This window comes from Achromobacter marplatensis (assembly GCF_002209535.1).
Lineage (GTDB): Bacteria > Pseudomonadota > Gammaproteobacteria > Burkholderiales > Burkholderiaceae_B > Achromobacter > Achromobacter marplatensis.
Genome location: NZ_NJIG01000005.1, coordinates 325,578 through 340,183, shown reverse-complemented (window position 1 = coordinate 340,183; position 14,606 = coordinate 325,578). Strand labels below are relative to the sequence as shown.

Here is a 14,606-nt window from a genome sequence, read left to right as displayed (position 1 = left end):
GGTAAGGGCGGAAATCACAGGATGGAGCGGACGACGCCGCCGTCGACGCGCAGCGCGGCGCCGTTGGTGGCCGAGGCTTGCGTAGAGCAGGTGTAGACGACCATGTTGGCTACCTCTTCCACCGTGGCGAGGCGGCGCAGCAGCGACGTCGGGCGGTGCTGGGCGATGAAGTCGCGTTCCATGTCGTCCTGCGACACGCCTTGTTCCTTGGCCATTTCCGCGAAGAAGTCGGCCACCCCTTCCGAGCGCGTCGGGCCGGGCAGCACCGCGTTGACCGTGACGCCGGTGCCGGCGGTCAGTTCGGCCAAGCCGCGCGACACGCCCAGCAGGGCTGTCTTGCTGACGCCGTAGTGGATCATTTCAGCGGGGATCTGCACGCCGGATTCGCTCGAGATGAAGATGATTCGGCCCCAGTTCGCGGCCATCATGCGCGGCAGGTAGTAGCGCGACAGGCGGATGCCGCTCATGACGTTGGTATCCATCATGGTCTGCCAGTCGTCGTCGGTGATTTCGGTGAAGGACTTGGGCGCGAAGAAGCCGGCGTTGTTGACCAGGATGTCCACATCGGGATGGGCGGCGCAAACCGAGGCCGCGCCATCGGCCGTGGCCAGGTCTGCCTGCACGGTGCTCACGTGGGCAGTAGGGAATTTCCGGGTGATGGCTTGGGCAGCGAGGGCCAGCTTGTCGGCGTTGCGGCCGTGCAGGACGACTTCGGCGCCAGCTTCGGCCAATCCTAGGGCGATGGCCAGCCCGATGCCGCCAGAAGATCCGGTGACCAGGGCTTTCTTGCCGTTCAGTTCGATTTTCATACGGTGACTCCAAAGATGTCGGGGAACAGGGCCATGATTACCCAGTCCGCAGCGATGAAAAACCGGCTAGCATCCGACTCAGTTTCAATATTTTTTTGAAAATGAGGCGATCATGGTCCGGTTCGAGGACTTGAGGATCTTTGTGGCGGCGGCTGACCACGGCAGCTTTTCCGCCGCTGCGCGCGAACTGGACTTGACGCCAGCCGTAGCCAGCGCCGCGCTCAAACGGCTGGAGTTGACGCTTGAGACGCGCCTGTTCGTGCGCTCTACGCGCAGCCTGCGGCTGACGAGCGATGGGGAGCGCTACCTGGAGTACGCCCGGTCGGCGATCTCCACGCTGGAAGCCGGCAAGAACGCGATGGCTCGCGACAAGACCGCAATTTCGGGCACGCTGTCGGTTTCCATCCCCTCGGACCTGGGGCGCAATGTGCTGTTGCCCTGGCTGGACGATTTTCAGCACCAGCATCCGCGCGTCAGCTTCCAGGTGCGCATCAGCGACCGGCTGGCGGATCTGTACCGCCAGCCGGTCGACATCGCCATCCGCTACGGCACGCCGAACGACTCGGCGCTGGTGGCCCTGCCGCTGGCCGAGCACAACCGTCGCGTCGTGTGCGCATCGCCCGCCTATCTGGCGCGCCATGGCGTGCCGCAGGCGCCCGCCGATTTGCGCCGCCACAATTGCCTGTCGTTCGTGCTGGGCGAAACCTTGCATGACCGTTGGACCTTTGAACGCGAGGGCACCAGCACGACGGTGCCGGTCAAGGGCGACCGCGTAGGCGACGACGGCGACCTGGTGCGGCGTTGGGCATTGGCCGGGCACGGCGTGGCCTATAAGTCACGCTACGACGTGCTGTCCGATCTGCGCGCGGGCAGGCTGGTTGAACTGTTGCCAGACTACGTCACCGAGCCATCACCCTTGTATCTGCTGTGCGTGCATCGCATGTTGCTGTCGCCCGCCGTCAAACGCATGCGCGAATTCCTGCAGGAACGCTTCAAGCTTTTCGACGCGGGCTAGGCGCAGCCTCGTTCAATGCGCGGCGCGATGGTGCGCGCCGCCCGCCTGCTTGTTCGCTGCGCGCGTGCGGGCCGCTTTCTTCGCCGCGGCTGACCGTCCCGCCGCACCCTTGGTGGCGGCCGCTTTCTTGGCGGCTGCCGAGCGGTCCGCCGCCGTGCGCCGGCTGGCGGTGTTGGTGGCCTGGCGTGATAGCGCGGCACGCGATGCGGGCGTGGTGCTTTCCTTTTTCAGCGCGGCGGTGGTGGCGCGGGCGCGGGTGGCGGACTTGGCGTGCCCATCTTTGGCCGCGCGGGTGTCCTGTTCAGCCTTGCGCTTGGTCGCCGCGCTGGCGCCCTTCGAAGCCGGCAACTTCACGCCCGCGCGGCGCGCTTCGGACAGTCCGATCGCGATGGCCTGCTTGGTGGACCGCACGCCGTGCTTGCCCTCACGGACGTGGTCGATTTCTTCGCGCACGAATTCTCCGGCCTGCGTCGATGCCGACTTGCCTTGGCGCTTGTCGCGCTTGGCGCGTTCCAGGGTTTTTCGTTCAGGCATGGTGGTCTCCTTGCTGGGTTGCGGGAGCCGATTCCGTCGCCTGTCGAGACCGGGCGACGGAACTCGTAACACCACTCTATCGCTGCGGAGGTATCCTGTGTGTTCGAATGGATTGCCGGTCGTAAGCGCCGGAAAGGCGCTCGGGCCGACGATTGAAGACTCACATCGTTAGCGGAGACGAGCTATGTCGAACCATGTCTACAAGCAAATCGAACTGGTGGGCTCTTCCACCAAGTCCACCGATGATGCAATCGCCAAAGCCATCGAGCGCGCCTCGGAGACCCTGCGCAATCTGGATTGGTTCGAAGTGACCGAAGTGCGAGGCCACATCAAGGACGGCAAGGTGGCGCATTGGCAGGTCGGGTTGAAGATCGGCATGCGGCTGGAAGGCAATGAGTGATGTACGTGCTGCGTCTTTTTTGAGCAGCCCTTCCAAGTGATTGTCGGATAAGGACTTTTCAGGCTTGTTATCTGACTGTTCATAGGCTTGTCCACATTCGATGGGGACAAGCCTGTCTGCTTATCCCCATCGCTTGGCAAGAATTAAGATCGGGACGTTTCACGCGTCTGGCTGAGCGTTTCTTGCCCGCTCGCTCCAAGTCCTTGCTGCATAAGGGGATTTGGCGACTACCCGCACACTGTCCTCAGGCTTATCCACATTTGGCGGGGACAACCCGGGTTGCAAATCCCGCGTCTGGGCCTTTCTTGACCACCCCTTGCAGGGCATTGATATCGCAAGGGATTTCGGACCTGCCCTCAAGCTGTCCTCATGCTTTTCCACAGAATGCTGGGACAAATCCACATGCGGTCTTCATGCCAGTAAAGGCCTGGACAGACATCCAGCCTTTTCGTGGATAAAACCGCCAAAACTCATCCAAAAGGATGATTGGGCATTATCTGACCACCCCCTGCAAGTGCTTGGCAGGACAGGGGATTTCCGGTCTACCCCAAAGCTGTCCTCAACGTTCTCCACAGTTGGCGGGGATAAGTATGCCCCCACGCCGCGCACGCTTCGCGTGCTTGCTGCCCCCCGAGGGGGCTGCGCCGCCTTGGGGCGGCCCGGCGGCGGCGCGGCAATACTTCTGTACGCCGTGGCTTTCTGCTGGGCAAGCCGTGAAATCGTCCGCGTATGTATGCGGGGTCGAGCTTTCTGGATTGATGCGCCAGTCAAAAAAGAGCCCCCACGCCGCGCACGCTTCGCGTGCTTGCTACCCCCCCGGGGGGGCATTTTTGTCTTGGGGCGGGCCGACGAAAAAAAAGCCCCCCGACGCATCGGGGGGCTTGATCGCCCGGAGGTAGATCGGGCGATCGGCGCCGGCCGGGCCGTGGCCCTGGCCGGCAGCGGCGGCGATCAGCTGTTCAGCTTCTTGACCCAATCCACATAGCGGTCAATCCAGCCTTGCAGGAATTTGCGCGTGCCTTCGTTGGTGATGGTGAACTGGTCGTCGACCAAGCCTTCCGAATATTGCAGGAAGACTTCGGGCGTGGTCAGCGCATTGGCGCCTTCGGCGGCCAGGATGTTGCGCAGGTGCTGCTGCATCATCGCGGTGCCTGCGGCGCTGGGCGATGCGCCCACGATGCCGACGGCCTTGCCGGGCCACGAATTCTGGCCCCATGGGCGCGAGCCCCAGTCAATCGCGTTCTTGATGGCGGCGGGCAACGAACGGTTGTGTTCGGGCGAGACGAACAAGATGCCTTGCGCGTCGGCGATCTGCTGCTTGAGCTTGGCGGCCGGCGCGGGCAGATTGTTCTCGTTGTCCTGGTTGTAGAGCGGGATGTCGCCCAGGCTCACGTACTCGAACTTGAAATCGGCAGGAACCAGCTTTTCAAGCGCACGGGCCAGCCGCAGATTGATGGAGGCGGCGCGCAGGCTTCCGACGAAAACAGCAATCTTGTAGGTGCTCATGAGGCGTGTGCTCCAACGGGAAATGGAATACCCAGTGTAGACCTGGACAGCGGCCTGCTCAATGCCGATTCCGAATATCGTTATCGCGTGCAGGCCAGTCGAGTATGTCCGCCTTTGGTGACCACCCTATGTCATCAGGCTGACGTGCGCGGACACCACGCGCCAGCCTGCGGGCGTACGCATCCAGGTCTGGCTTTGGCGACCGATGCGCTCGCTGCCGTCGCGCTGGAATTCCAGGTTGGCGGTGGCGAAGTCGGTGCCGTAGGTGGTGATGGCCGTGCGCAGCACGCGGCGGGCGAGGCCCTGCGGCGAGCGCCCGGCGCGGAATGCGCGGATCGCGTCGTAGCCGTACAGGTTTTCGCTTGCGCCGTAGCGCAAGGTGTGCGGGCTATCCCAGAACAGGGTGTCCAGCACGTCCACCTGGTTGTTGACCAGGGCGGTCTCATAGCGCTCGAACGCCGCTGTCACTTCCGCCACGACGTCGGGCAGGTTGATTTCCATGCGTCTTCTCCATATGCACCGTTCTGGTGCGAGTTCTAGGGTAATCACCAATATGGTGTCTGGTGCGGTGCGTCAATTGTCCGTGTTGGCGTCCGCAACGCCATTCGCCCAGGGGGATTGTTGCGCCGCAAGGCTGGCATGCCGCTTGCTAGGGTTAACACTGCATTCGCATGACATAACACGCTGCACCGCTGCCCAGGAGTTCCGCCATGTCCAGTTCCGCCCTTTCCGCCCCGGTGACCATGCTGGTTACCCGGCACATCGCGCCCGAGCGCTATAGCGATTTCCTGTCCTGGATGCGCCAGGGCGAAATCCTCGCGGCGGGGTTCCCGGGCTTTCTCGGGTCGGGCGTGCTGCAACCGCCCGAAGGCGGCGACCAGTATCAGATAGTGTTGCGCTTCACCGATGCGGCCAGCCTGAACCGCTGGGAAAAATCCTTGCCGCGCCGGATGTGGCTGGAACGCGGGGCAACGCTGGTGCGGGCTAGCCACGAGCACCGGGTCAGCGGCACCGAGGGCTGGTTTGCGCCCAAGGCCGCCAGCGCGCCGCCGCGCTGGAAGCAGGCCGTCAGCATCTGGCTGGCCTACTTTCCGGTCCTGCTGGTGTTCTCGATACTGGTCAGCGAGCACTTGAGCATCCTGCCGATATTCTGGCGCGTGTTGATCACCAGCGTGATCCTGACGCCCATCATGGTGTTTGTCTGCATCCCCGTCATCACGCGCGTGCTGCAGCGCTGGCTGCGGGCGGGTTGAAGACCGTCCTGGACCGCGCCTAGGCCGCCTTGGCGCGGCGCGTGGAATACAGACGGTGCAGCGTGATCTTGCGCACGGCCGTCTGGCTATCCTGGATATGGGATTGCAGCAGCCGGGCGGCGTCGGGCGCATCGCGCGCCAGCAGCGCGCGCAGGATTGCGCCATGTTCCTCGTAGGTCTTGCCGACGCGGTCGGGCAAGGTGAAATCCAGCCGCCGCACGATGCGGATGCGTTCGGTGGCGGCGCGGTGCACGCGCGATATCTCGGGATTGCCGGCCGCGGCCACCAGGTCGATGTGAAAGCGTTCATCCAGGTCGGCCAGCCATTCGCCGTCGCTGGAACGTTCGCTGTCGTCCACCAGCCAGATGTCCGCCAGCGCATGCAACGCACGCAGTGGGTCCGGCACCTGGCCTGGGGTGCACAGCGCGTGCACGGCCGCGATTTCCAGCACGCTGCGCAACTCATAGAAGTGGTCCAGCGTATTGAAGTCCAGCGGCTTGACCAGCCAGCCATTGCGCTGCCGCACCTCAAGATAGCCTTCGCGTTCCAGCCGGAACAGCGCTTCACGCACGGGCGTGCGGCTGACTTGCAAGCGGTCCGCGATCTCGGTTTCCGTGAAGCGGTCGCCCGGGGCAAGCCGGAAATCCAGGATGTCCCGTTTCAGCGACCCGTAGGCCGTGTCGGCCAGCGTGCGCGGCATGTCGATGGCGGTGAAAGCGGTTTCCATAGCGTTGCCTTGAAAGGGAATCGGGAAAGGGGCGGTTCAGGGCGTACGGACCCGGGACACGCCGGCCTGCTCCAGCGCGTAGGCGGCGCCAAGACAGTCGGCTTCGCGCCAGGGGGCGCCGATCAATTGCACGCCCAGCGGCAGATGCCCGTCCTGCTCGGTTTCGGGCCAGGTGGGCGCCGTGCAGACCGGCAGGCCGATGCAAGAGATCGGTTGCGTCAAAAGACCCATGCTGGCGCGTGCCGGCAAAGACTTGCCCGCCAGCGTCAACCAGTCGGTGCCGACTTTGGTGGCGGAAACGGGCGTGGCGGGCGCGATCAGCACGTCATATTGGTCGAACAAGGCCAGCGCTTGGCGATAGACGCGATGGCGCACGCGCTGCGCCTGCTGCACCCAGGCGGCGGGCACGAGGCTGCCCGCGACCAGGCGGTCGCGAGAATGCGGTTCGTAATAGTCGTAGTGCGTGACGAGCCGGCGGCGATGCAGCGCACCGCCTTCGGCCGCGGTGATGATGAAGGCGGCGGCGCGAGCCTGCGCTGCGCCGGGCAGTTCGACGACGGCGGTGGCGTCCAGCGCGCGGGCGGCGATCTCGACGGCGCGACGCGCCTGCGAGCCGGCCCATTCCGCGAAGTACCCGCCCAGCACCGCGACGCGCAGGTCGCGCGCACCGGCGCGTAGGCCAGGCAGGACGGGATCGACGGCGTATTGCGCGCAGGCCGCGTCATCGGCGTCCGGGCCTTGCAAGGCATCGTAGGCGGCAGCCAGATCGCTGGCGCTGGCGGCGAAAGGCCCCAGATGGTCCAGGCTGCCCACAAAGGGGAAGGACCCCGTGCGCGACAAGCGGCCCAAGGTGGGTTTCAGGCCGAAGATGCCGCAAAGCGAAGCCGGCACGCGGATAGACCCGTTGGTGTCCGATCCCAACGTCAGCGGCACCAGACCGCCCGCCACGGCGGCCGCGCTGCCGCCGGACGAGCCGCCCGCAATGCGGGTGGTGTCGTGCGGGTTGCGGCATGCGCCGTAATGGGTGTTCTCGGTGGTGAAACCGTAGGCGTGTTCATCCATGTTCAGCGCGCCGACCAGCACGGCGCCAGCCTCGCGCATGCGGGTTACCAACCGCGCATCCTGGGGGGCCGGCGCGTTGGAGGCGTTGACCCGTCCGCCGGCCAGCGTGACTTCGTCGGCGATGTCGAACAGGTTCTTTACTGCGTAGGGCACGCCTGCCAGCGGCGGTAACGGTTCACCGCGGGCGCGTCGCGCGTCGATAGCCGCCGCCTCATGCCGCGCGCGGCTTTCCGTGACTGCGGTAAAGCAGTTGTAGCGGGGATCGTGCTCGCGGATGCGCGCGAGCGTGGCGTCCAGCACGGCCACGGCGCTGCGCTCGCCGCTGGCGACCTGGCGGGCGATGTCTGCGGCGGGGCCGGTCACGGGCGGAACACCGAAGCCGATTCCAGCTCGACGGGCAGCGCTTCGTCCACGAAGCTGGCCGCAATGTCGTGGATGCGCGAGAACTGCTGCACGACCTCGGCCGTGGTGGCTTCGCGCAAGGCATACCCCGACAGCGCCAAGGCGCTGCGCACGTATTGATCGATGGTTTCCTGGGTCATGGCGGACTCTCCCGGTGGACTGGATGGTGACTGGCTTGCTTACTTGCGCACTTCGCGCTGGAAGATTTCCAGGCTGAGTTTCTTCATCTGGATGAAGCTGGGTTCGGACAGCGTTTCCACGGTGCGGGGGCGGGCGTCGGCGTAGTCCAGGATTTCGGCCACGCGCGTGGGCCGCTTGGTCAGGAGCAGGATCTGGTCGGCCAGGTACACGGCTTCCTCCAGGTCATGCGAGACCAGCAGCATGGTGGTGCCGGTCTGCATGAAGACTTCCTGCAGCTTTTCGCGGATGAACAGCGTCATCTCGAAATCCAGCGCCGAGAACGGCTCGTCCAGAAACAGCACTTCGGGGCCGGGCGCTAGCGCGCGCATGATGGAGGCCGTCTGCTGCTGGCCACCCGACAATTCATAGGGGTAGCGCTTCAAGTCGAACTTGACGTCGAAAGACGCCACCAGTTCTTCCACGCGGGCGTCCACCTCGGCCTTGCTGCGGCCTTCCAGGCGCAGCGGATAGGCGATGTTGTCGATCGTGCGCAGCCACGGGAACATGGCTTCGCGGTAGTTCTGGAAGACGTAGCCGATCTTGGTCTGCGCCAGTGACTTGCCGTCGAACAGGATCTCGCCGGCGTCGATGGGGATCAGCCCCGCGATCATGTTGATCAGCGTGGACTTGCCGCAGCCGTTGGGGCCGAATACCGAGACGATCTTGCCTTTGGGGATGTCCAGGTTGAAATCTTCGTACAGCGGCCAGCCCGCGAAGTACTTGGTCAGGCCGCGGATGGTGATGTGCGTGCCGAGCGGGCCGGGCGCGAACGGTGCTGCGGCAGGCGCGGGGGCGATGATGGGGTTGATGACGGTGGACATTTATCGGCCGCTCCAGTGGACCACGCGCTTTTCCAGCATGAGAAAAAGAATGTTCAGCACATAGCCCAGGGCGCCGGCCGCCAGGATCGACGCGTACATCTCGCGCACGTTCAGCACTTGCTGCGCATTGATGATGCGGTTGCCCAGCCCGCTGTCCGAGCCGATGAACATTTCCGCCACGATCACGATCACCAGCGCCATCGACACGCCGCTGCGCAGGCCGACGAACGTGGGCTGCAGGCTTTCCCAGATCAGCACGTCCTTGAATATTTGCCACCGCGACGCGCCCATCACGCGCGCCGCCATCACGCGCTGCTTGCGCGCATTGATGACGCCGTAGGCGCTGTTGAACAGGATGACCAGCACGGCCGCGAAAGCGGCGATGGCGATCTTGTTCATGTCTGTCACGCCGAAGATCATCAGGAACAGCGGGATCAGCGCGGACGATGGGGTGGATCGGAAAAAATCCACCAGGAATTCAACGCTGCGATAGGCCTTTTCATTGCTGCCCAGCAGCACGCCCAAGGGCACGCCGATGACGCCGGCGATGATGAAGGCCTGCAGCGTGCGGTTCAAGGACGACAGGAAGTCCCACAGCAATGGGCCCCCCGCCAGGCCCTTGACCAACGCCACGACCGTGGCGCTGGGCGTGGGCAAGAGCACGGGGCTGACCAGTTGCAGGCGTACAACCAGATCCCACACCACGAACAGCGCCAGCGGGCCGATCAGCGGCAAGAGACGGGTTCCGTTGAACCTGGCGGGCGGCTTCTTCGCCGTGGCGGCGCCGCTTGCGGTGGTTGCGGTCATGGATCAGCCCTTGTAAAGCATGGTCGATACGTCGACCTTCTGCGCGAAGATTCCCTTGTCAGTGAAGAGGTCGAAGAATTTCTGGAAGTACTGGATGTCGCCGGGCGTGAACTCGTTGTAGAGCGTGTAGGCGGCCAGCGGCACGGCTTCGGTCATCGGGCCTTCGATGGCGGTGTAGCCCTTCATGAAGGGACGCGCCTCTTCGGGCTTGGTACGGATCAGTTCGATGCCGCGCGCATAGGCGGCGATGAATTTCTTGCTTTCTTCAGGATGCTTTTTCAGGAAGGCGGTGGTCAGCGAGGCCGATCCGCCAAACCACGGCGCCATCGGGTCGCCCAGTACGTATTTGGCGATGACGCCGGTTTCCAGCACGCGGGTGGTGCCGTTCAAGCGACCCACGGTGCCCGTGGGCTCCAGCGTGTAGCAAGCATCCAACTGGCCGGCGGCAACCGCGGCGACGTGTTGGCTGATCGCCAACTCGACCACGGTTGCCCCGGTTGCGCCGGCGCGCTCCAGTACTGCTTTGGCCAGCGTGGCGTTCTGGATGCCGGGTCCAGATCCGACCTTTTTCCCCTTGAGGTCTGCGATGGATTTGATGGGACTGTCTTTCGCGACAATGAACTCGTCCAGCACGTTCTTGGCGTTGCTGGGATTGGAGGCGAAAATCTTGAACAGGCCAGGCGAGGCGATTTCGCCGATGGCCAGGTTGGCCGAGCCGGTGCCGTTGGCGCTGCCGTCCGCGCGTCCGGCCAGCATGGCCTCCATGACCTGCTGGGCGCCGGCGAACTTCAGCGGTTCGACATTCAGGCCGGCTTCCTTGAAGTAGCCTTTTTCGATGGCGGCGTAGAAGGGCAGGCCGGCGGCCACGGGCCAGAAGCCGATGCGAATCACTGGCCCCGACTGCGCGCGTACCAGCGCGGGCGCGGCCAGCGTTGCGGCGCCCATCGCGGCCCCCTGGATCAGGCGGCGGCGGGTGGCGTTGAAGGCGTAGGGCGCATTGCGGTTGATCATGGGGGCTCCTGGTGTGCTCTCGGTGTTTCCGGTGACGGCGCTTGCCTTGTAGACAAGCTTGCATACCAGTCATCAAGCAAGACCCGTGCCAACTTTCGCCAGCGTGCCCGCGCCCTATGACGGACGCATTCCCGGGCGTCGCGCTGGTGCCGGGAATGAACCACTTTGGTGCATGGCGCACCATTTAAGGGGACGCAACAGCTTGTGGACGCGGACACGGGCCCGCATCCGGACGGTTAGGCGGTAGCATGTACGCGGACCGGGGCTTGCCGCCCCGGGCGTTTGAAGCAGACGGGAAGAAGGGCGCCGCCCGTCGGCGCAGGTTCAAGATGAATACGCGTTTTGTCGAAGCATTTCTGTGGTCGGCGCGGCTGGGCAGTTTCCGGGCCGCGAGCGACCGTCTCCATATCACCCAGGCGGCGGTGGCCAATCGCATCGCCTCGCTGGAAGAAGACATCGGCGCGCGCCTGTTCGAGCGCGACGCCAAGGAACTGCGGCTGACCGCGGTCGGTACCCGGCTGCTGGACTACGGCGAACGCTTGCTGGAAATCCGCCAGCAGATCCTGTCGCTGGGCAAGCGAGGCGACGAGGTCTTCGGCCTGGTGCGCATCGGCGCCATCGAAACGGTGGTGCACACCTGGCTGATCGGCTTTTTGACGAACCTGAAGTCCACCTACCCGGGCATCGAAGTGCAATTGACCTCCGAAACCACGCGCGGGCTGCACCGGGGCCTGCGCGAAGGCGCGCTGGACATCGCGCTGCAGACAGACCTGCTGAGCGACCCCGGCATCATCAGCACCGCCTGCCTGCCCATGGAAATGGGCTGGGTGGGGCGCGCGGGCGATGAGGATTCGCTGACCGTGCAGCAATTGCTGAGCGAACCCGTGCTGACCATGAGCCCAGGCTCGCAGCCGCATGAAGCGCTGAAGGCGCTGTACCGCGAGGCCGGCATGCCGCTGGGCAAGGTGCATTGCGTCAGCTCCATTTCGGCGCTGGCGCGGCTGGTGAAAAGCGGCTTTGGCCGCGCGCTGGTACCGCTGCCGCCCATCTACGAGTATGTGGCGCGCGGGGAAGTGCAGGTGATCCGCAGCGACATGCCGGTGCCCCCGCAACTGCTCGTGGTGAGCTATGTGGAAAGCGCCGGGTCGGACGCCATCCGGCTGGTCGCCGAACTGGCCAGCCGCGCGTCCGACCAGTTCACGACGTCGGTCGCGGAACCGCGTTTCGGATCGGCGCAATAGTGTTATCCCTAGGGTAGCGCTCAGTAATTCTGTTGCTGGCAGGAAGAATTACTCGTTTGTCCCTGTCCCGCCTGGCGGATGAAGATGTGGCCTTCTGAAATTGAAGGAACGTTGGTCTTCCGCTATGAGCCACTCTGCCGCATCTGCCTCGACTCCCAATGGCCTGCTCTTCGTCGCGTCCGACGTCGGGGCGGCCGATGAACCCGATTTCAACCGCTGGTACGACCGCGAGCATGTCGAAGAGCGCGTGCGCATCCCCGGCTTCCTGTCTGGCGCGCGTTACGTGTCGCGCAGCGGCGGCCGCAAGTACCTGGGCCTGTACCGGACCGAATCGCTGGCTGCCTTCACCACCGCCGACTACCGCGCCGCCTTTGAACGCCAGACGCCGTGGTCGATCGCAAACCTGGACCGCATGCGCGACCCGATGCGCCGCGTCTGCGCCGTCGAGGCCGTGACGGGGTTCGGTAGCGGCAGCCAATTGGTGGTGTTGCCCTTGCCGATGGCGGACGACGCGGCGGCGCTGATTGCCCGGGCCCGCGACGTGGGCTTGGCCTTGTCCCAGGCAGACGGCTTCGTCCAGTCCTACTTGCTGGTGCCCGACACCACGCTCAGCACGCCTTTGCCGCGCGAATCCAAAGACAACCGCCAACTGGCGCCGCTGTTCGTCGTCGAGGCCAGCTTCGAGCCCGCCGCGCATGCCCTGCGAGAACAGGCGGCCAGCGTTTTCAAGACGGATCCGGCGGATGGCTGGCTGCTTGAACTGGGCTGGAAGCTGAACGCCTCTGATCTGCGCTAAATCGCGGCTACGCCCGACTCTCTACCGATACACAACAAGGGGAAATTCATGGCAGAACATGCCTTGCACGCCGCGAAGGCGGCCAACACCGCGGCGACGCCGAACAAGATGCGCCGGCTGGCCATGGCCAGCTCGGTCGGGACCACGCTGGAGTGGTACGACTTCACCATCTACAACCTGATGGCGGCGCTGGTCTTCAATTCCATCTTCTTTCCGTCCTTTGATCCCTTGACGGGCACGATCCTGGCGTTCTCGACCTACGCGGTGGGCTATGTGTCGCGGCCCTTGGGCGGCTTCGTGTTCGGCCACCTGGGCGATCGCCTGGGACGCAAGTTCGTGCTGGTCGCAACGCTGGTCATCATGGGTGTCTCGACCGGTTTGATGGGCCTGTTGCCGACCTATGCCTCGTGGGGCGTGTGGGCGCCGGTGGCACTGGTGGCGCTGCGCTTCGTGCAGGGTGTGGCCCTGGGCGGGGAATGGGCGGGCGCAGTGCTGCTGTCGATGGAACACGGCAAGCCGGACCAGCGCGGCCGGAACGCGTCCTTCACGCAGGTCGGCCCGTCGTGCGGCACGCTGATCGGCACCGGCTTCATCGCCCTGGTGACGGCCTTTGTCAGCGCCGAGGACTTCCAGGCCTGGGGCTGGCGCATTCCGTTCGTGTCCAGCGTGGCGCTGGTGATGTTCGGCCTGTGGCTGCGCCGCGGCGTCGAGGAAACGCCGGTGTTTCGCGAAATGGAAGAAAAGCGCGAGACCGCCAGCACGCCCATCAAAGAGGTGCTGGGCCAGTACTGGCGTCAATTGCTGATCGCGGGCGGTTCGCGCATCGGTTCGGACGTGCTGTATGCGTTGGTCGTCGTGTTCACGCTGACTTACGTGACGACGGTGCTGCACCTGTCCCGACCCATGGCGTTGACGGCCACCATGCTGGGCGCGGCGTTGAATGCGATTGCCGTGCCGCTGTGCGGGGCGCTTTCCGACAAGATCGGCCGCAAGCCGGTATATCTGGCGGGCGCGGTGCTGGGCATGATCTGGGCATTCGTGTTCTTTGTGCTGATGGATACGGCGCATCCCATCGCCATCTGCGCGGCGGTGGTGGTGGGCCTGCTGATCCATGCGTTGATGTACGGCCCGCAAGCGGCGTTCATCACCGAGCAATTCCCGGGACGCGTGCGCTACGCCGGTTCGTCCTTGGCCTACACGCTGGCCGGCATCGTGGGCGGCGGTTTTGCGCCGCTGATCATCGCCAGCCTGTACAAGTCGTGGAGCTCGACATTGGCGATTTCGCTGTACGTGGCCGCTGCGCTGGTCGTGACCGCGATCGCGCTGCTGGCGGCGAAGGAAACGGCCAAGGCGCCTCTGCAGCGGTAACACTGCCGGGCGCCGGCCTGAAAGCTTGGCTGGAACTTTGGCCCGGACGCGATGTCCGGGCTTTTTTTGTTCGCGCCGCAATGCCTCAGCCGGCCAGCTGGTTGGCCAGCGGCTCTGCTTGTGTCCATCGGCGCAGGTTCGCCAGGAACAGGCCGCGCACGCGCGCGCGGTTGCCGTCCGAGAAGCCCGCGCTATGCGGCGTGACGATGGTGTTTTCCAGCGTCCACAGCGGGGATTCCGGCGGCAGCGGTTCCTGCTGGAACACGTCCAGGAAAGCGCCGCCTAGTCGGCCGGCGGCCAGGGCCTCGATCAGCGCGGCTTCATCGATGACATGGCCACGGGCCACGTGGACGATCGAGGCATGCGCGGGCAGGGCGGCCAGCGCCTGGCGGTCCACGAGTTCTCGCGTGGCAGGTGTCAGCGGGCAGGCCAGCACCAGCCAGTCCGCGCCGGGCAGCAGCCCCGCCAGGTCCTTGTAGGTAACGGTATGCCGCGCCTGGCGCACGGGGGCACGACGCCGGTGTGCGTGCGCGTCAACAGCCGCGTTCAGCGTGGATTCGTCCTCGTCTTACGTTCAAAAAAACGTCAGGTATCTGACTTTACGCTGAATATCAAACGAAAATTGTTTACACTCGCATCCACAAAATTGAAGTCGGAACGGCCCGCCGCGGGGG

The 14,606-nt window shown here is 64.7% G+C and carries 17 protein-coding genes; 6 read left to right on the top strand and 11 right to left on the bottom strand.

Annotation, left to right across the window (positions count from 1 at the left end; all coding sequences use genetic code 11):
• Positions 1–14: 14 nt before the first annotated feature.
• Complete coding sequence (locus CEY09_RS14370; RefSeq protein WP_088589117.1) at positions 15–809, bottom strand: SDR family NAD(P)-dependent oxidoreductase; 795 nt, start codon at positions 807–809, stop codon at positions 15–17.
• Positions 810–921: 112 nt separating this feature from the next.
• On the opposite strand from CEY09_RS14370, the gene CEY09_RS14365 reads away from it, so the two are divergent.
• Positions 922–1,824 carry a LysR family transcriptional regulator gene (locus CEY09_RS14365; protein WP_088589116.1) on the top strand — a complete coding sequence of 301 codons (903 nt, stop codon included), beginning with the start codon at positions 922–924 and terminating at the stop codon, positions 1,822–1,824.
• 12 nt (positions 1,825–1,836) lie between these two features.
• Here CEY09_RS14365 and CEY09_RS14360 read toward each other — a convergent pair whose 3' ends face one another.
• On the bottom strand, positions 1,837–2,358 hold the full coding sequence (locus CEY09_RS14360; RefSeq protein WP_088589115.1) for a DUF6496 domain-containing protein: 522 nt from the start codon (positions 2,356–2,358) through the stop codon (positions 1,837–1,839).
• Positions 2,359–2,542: 184 nt separating this feature from the next.
• Between CEY09_RS14360 and CEY09_RS14355 the strand changes: the two genes are divergently transcribed.
• Positions 2,543–2,758, top strand: coding sequence for a dodecin (locus tag CEY09_RS14355; protein WP_006225477.1), 216 nt, complete (start codon positions 2,543–2,545; stop codon positions 2,756–2,758).
• 951 nt (positions 2,759–3,709) lie between these two features.
• On the opposite strand, the gene CEY09_RS14350 is transcribed toward CEY09_RS14355, so the two are convergent.
• Together CEY09_RS14350 and hpxZ are read right to left on the bottom strand one after the other, a co-directional pair.
• Positions 3,710–4,264, bottom strand: coding sequence for an NADPH-dependent FMN reductase (locus tag CEY09_RS14350; protein ID WP_088589114.1), 555 nt, complete (start codon positions 4,262–4,264; stop codon positions 3,710–3,712).
• Positions 4,265–4,390: 126 nt separating this feature from the next.
• On the bottom strand, positions 4,391–4,765 hold the full coding sequence (hpxZ, locus tag CEY09_RS14345) for an oxalurate catabolism protein HpxZ (protein WP_088589113.1): 375 nt from the start codon (positions 4,763–4,765) through the stop codon (positions 4,391–4,393).
• A 209-nt stretch (positions 4,766–4,974) separates the two neighbouring features.
• Between hpxZ and CEY09_RS14340 the strand changes: the two genes are divergently transcribed.
• Positions 4,975–5,517 carry an antibiotic biosynthesis monooxygenase gene (locus tag CEY09_RS14340; RefSeq protein WP_006225481.1) on the top strand — a complete coding sequence of 181 codons (543 nt, stop codon included), beginning with the start codon at positions 4,975–4,977 and terminating at the stop codon, positions 5,515–5,517.
• A gap of 19 nt (positions 5,518–5,536) precedes the next feature.
• Here CEY09_RS14340 and CEY09_RS14335 read toward each other — a convergent pair whose 3' ends face one another.
• From CEY09_RS14335 to CEY09_RS14310, 6 genes are read right to left on the bottom strand one after another with little or no spacing between them, the layout of a single operon-like run.
• The gene (locus tag CEY09_RS14335) at positions 5,537–6,244 is read right to left on the bottom strand and encodes a GntR family transcriptional regulator (protein WP_088589112.1); all 708 of its coding nucleotides are present in this window, start codon (positions 6,242–6,244) and stop codon (positions 5,537–5,539) included.
• A 36-nt stretch (positions 6,245–6,280) separates the two neighbouring features.
• The gene (locus CEY09_RS14330) at positions 6,281–7,669 is read right to left on the bottom strand and encodes an AtzE family amidohydrolase (protein WP_088589111.1); all 1,389 of its coding nucleotides are present in this window, start codon (positions 7,667–7,669) and stop codon (positions 6,281–6,283) included.
• Positions 7,666–7,848: a DUF4089 domain-containing protein gene (locus CEY09_RS14325; protein WP_006225484.1), complete on the bottom strand. Its 183-nt coding sequence runs from the start codon at positions 7,846–7,848 to the stop codon at positions 7,666–7,668. Before CEY09_RS14325 ends, CEY09_RS14330 begins: the two co-directional genes overlap by 4 nt.
• Before the next feature lie 39 nt (positions 7,849–7,887).
• Positions 7,888–8,709, bottom strand: coding sequence for an ABC transporter ATP-binding protein (locus tag CEY09_RS14320; RefSeq protein ID WP_006225485.1), 822 nt, complete (start codon positions 8,707–8,709; stop codon positions 7,888–7,890).
• Positions 8,710–9,516, bottom strand: coding sequence for an ABC transporter permease (locus CEY09_RS14315; RefSeq protein ID WP_035213440.1), 807 nt, complete (start codon positions 9,514–9,516; stop codon positions 8,710–8,712).
• Positions 9,517–9,519: 3 nt separating this feature from the next.
• On the bottom strand, positions 9,520–10,527 hold the full coding sequence (locus CEY09_RS14310; protein WP_006225487.1) for an ABC transporter substrate-binding protein: 1,008 nt from the start codon (positions 10,525–10,527) through the stop codon (positions 9,520–9,522).
• 329 nt (positions 10,528–10,856) lie between these two features.
• On the opposite strand from CEY09_RS14310, the gene CEY09_RS14305 reads away from it, so the two are divergent.
• The 3 genes from CEY09_RS14305 to CEY09_RS14295 all read left to right on the top strand — a co-directional run bounded on the left by CEY09_RS14305 (position 10,857) and on the right by CEY09_RS14295 (position 13,932).
• The gene (locus tag CEY09_RS14305; RefSeq protein WP_088589278.1) at positions 10,857–11,768 is read left to right on the top strand and encodes a LysR family transcriptional regulator; all 912 of its coding nucleotides are present in this window, start codon (positions 10,857–10,859) and stop codon (positions 11,766–11,768) included.
• 124 nt (positions 11,769–11,892) lie between these two features.
• Positions 11,893–12,564 carry a DUF4286 family protein gene (locus CEY09_RS14300; RefSeq protein ID WP_088589110.1) on the top strand — a complete coding sequence of 224 codons (672 nt, stop codon included), beginning with the start codon at positions 11,893–11,895 and terminating at the stop codon, positions 12,562–12,564.
• A 108-nt stretch (positions 12,565–12,672) separates the two neighbouring features.
• Complete coding sequence (locus CEY09_RS14295) at positions 12,673–13,932, top strand: MFS transporter (RefSeq protein WP_377785537.1); 1,260 nt, start codon at positions 12,673–12,675, stop codon at positions 13,930–13,932.
• Between the two features lie 85 nt (positions 13,933–14,017).
• On the opposite strand, the gene CEY09_RS14290 is transcribed toward CEY09_RS14295, so the two are convergent.
• Positions 14,018–14,482, bottom strand: a complete 465-nt coding sequence (locus tag CEY09_RS14290; protein WP_272938459.1) for an NAD(P)-dependent oxidoreductase — start codon at positions 14,480–14,482, stop codon at positions 14,018–14,020.
• Positions 14,483–14,606: the final 124 nt, after the last annotated feature.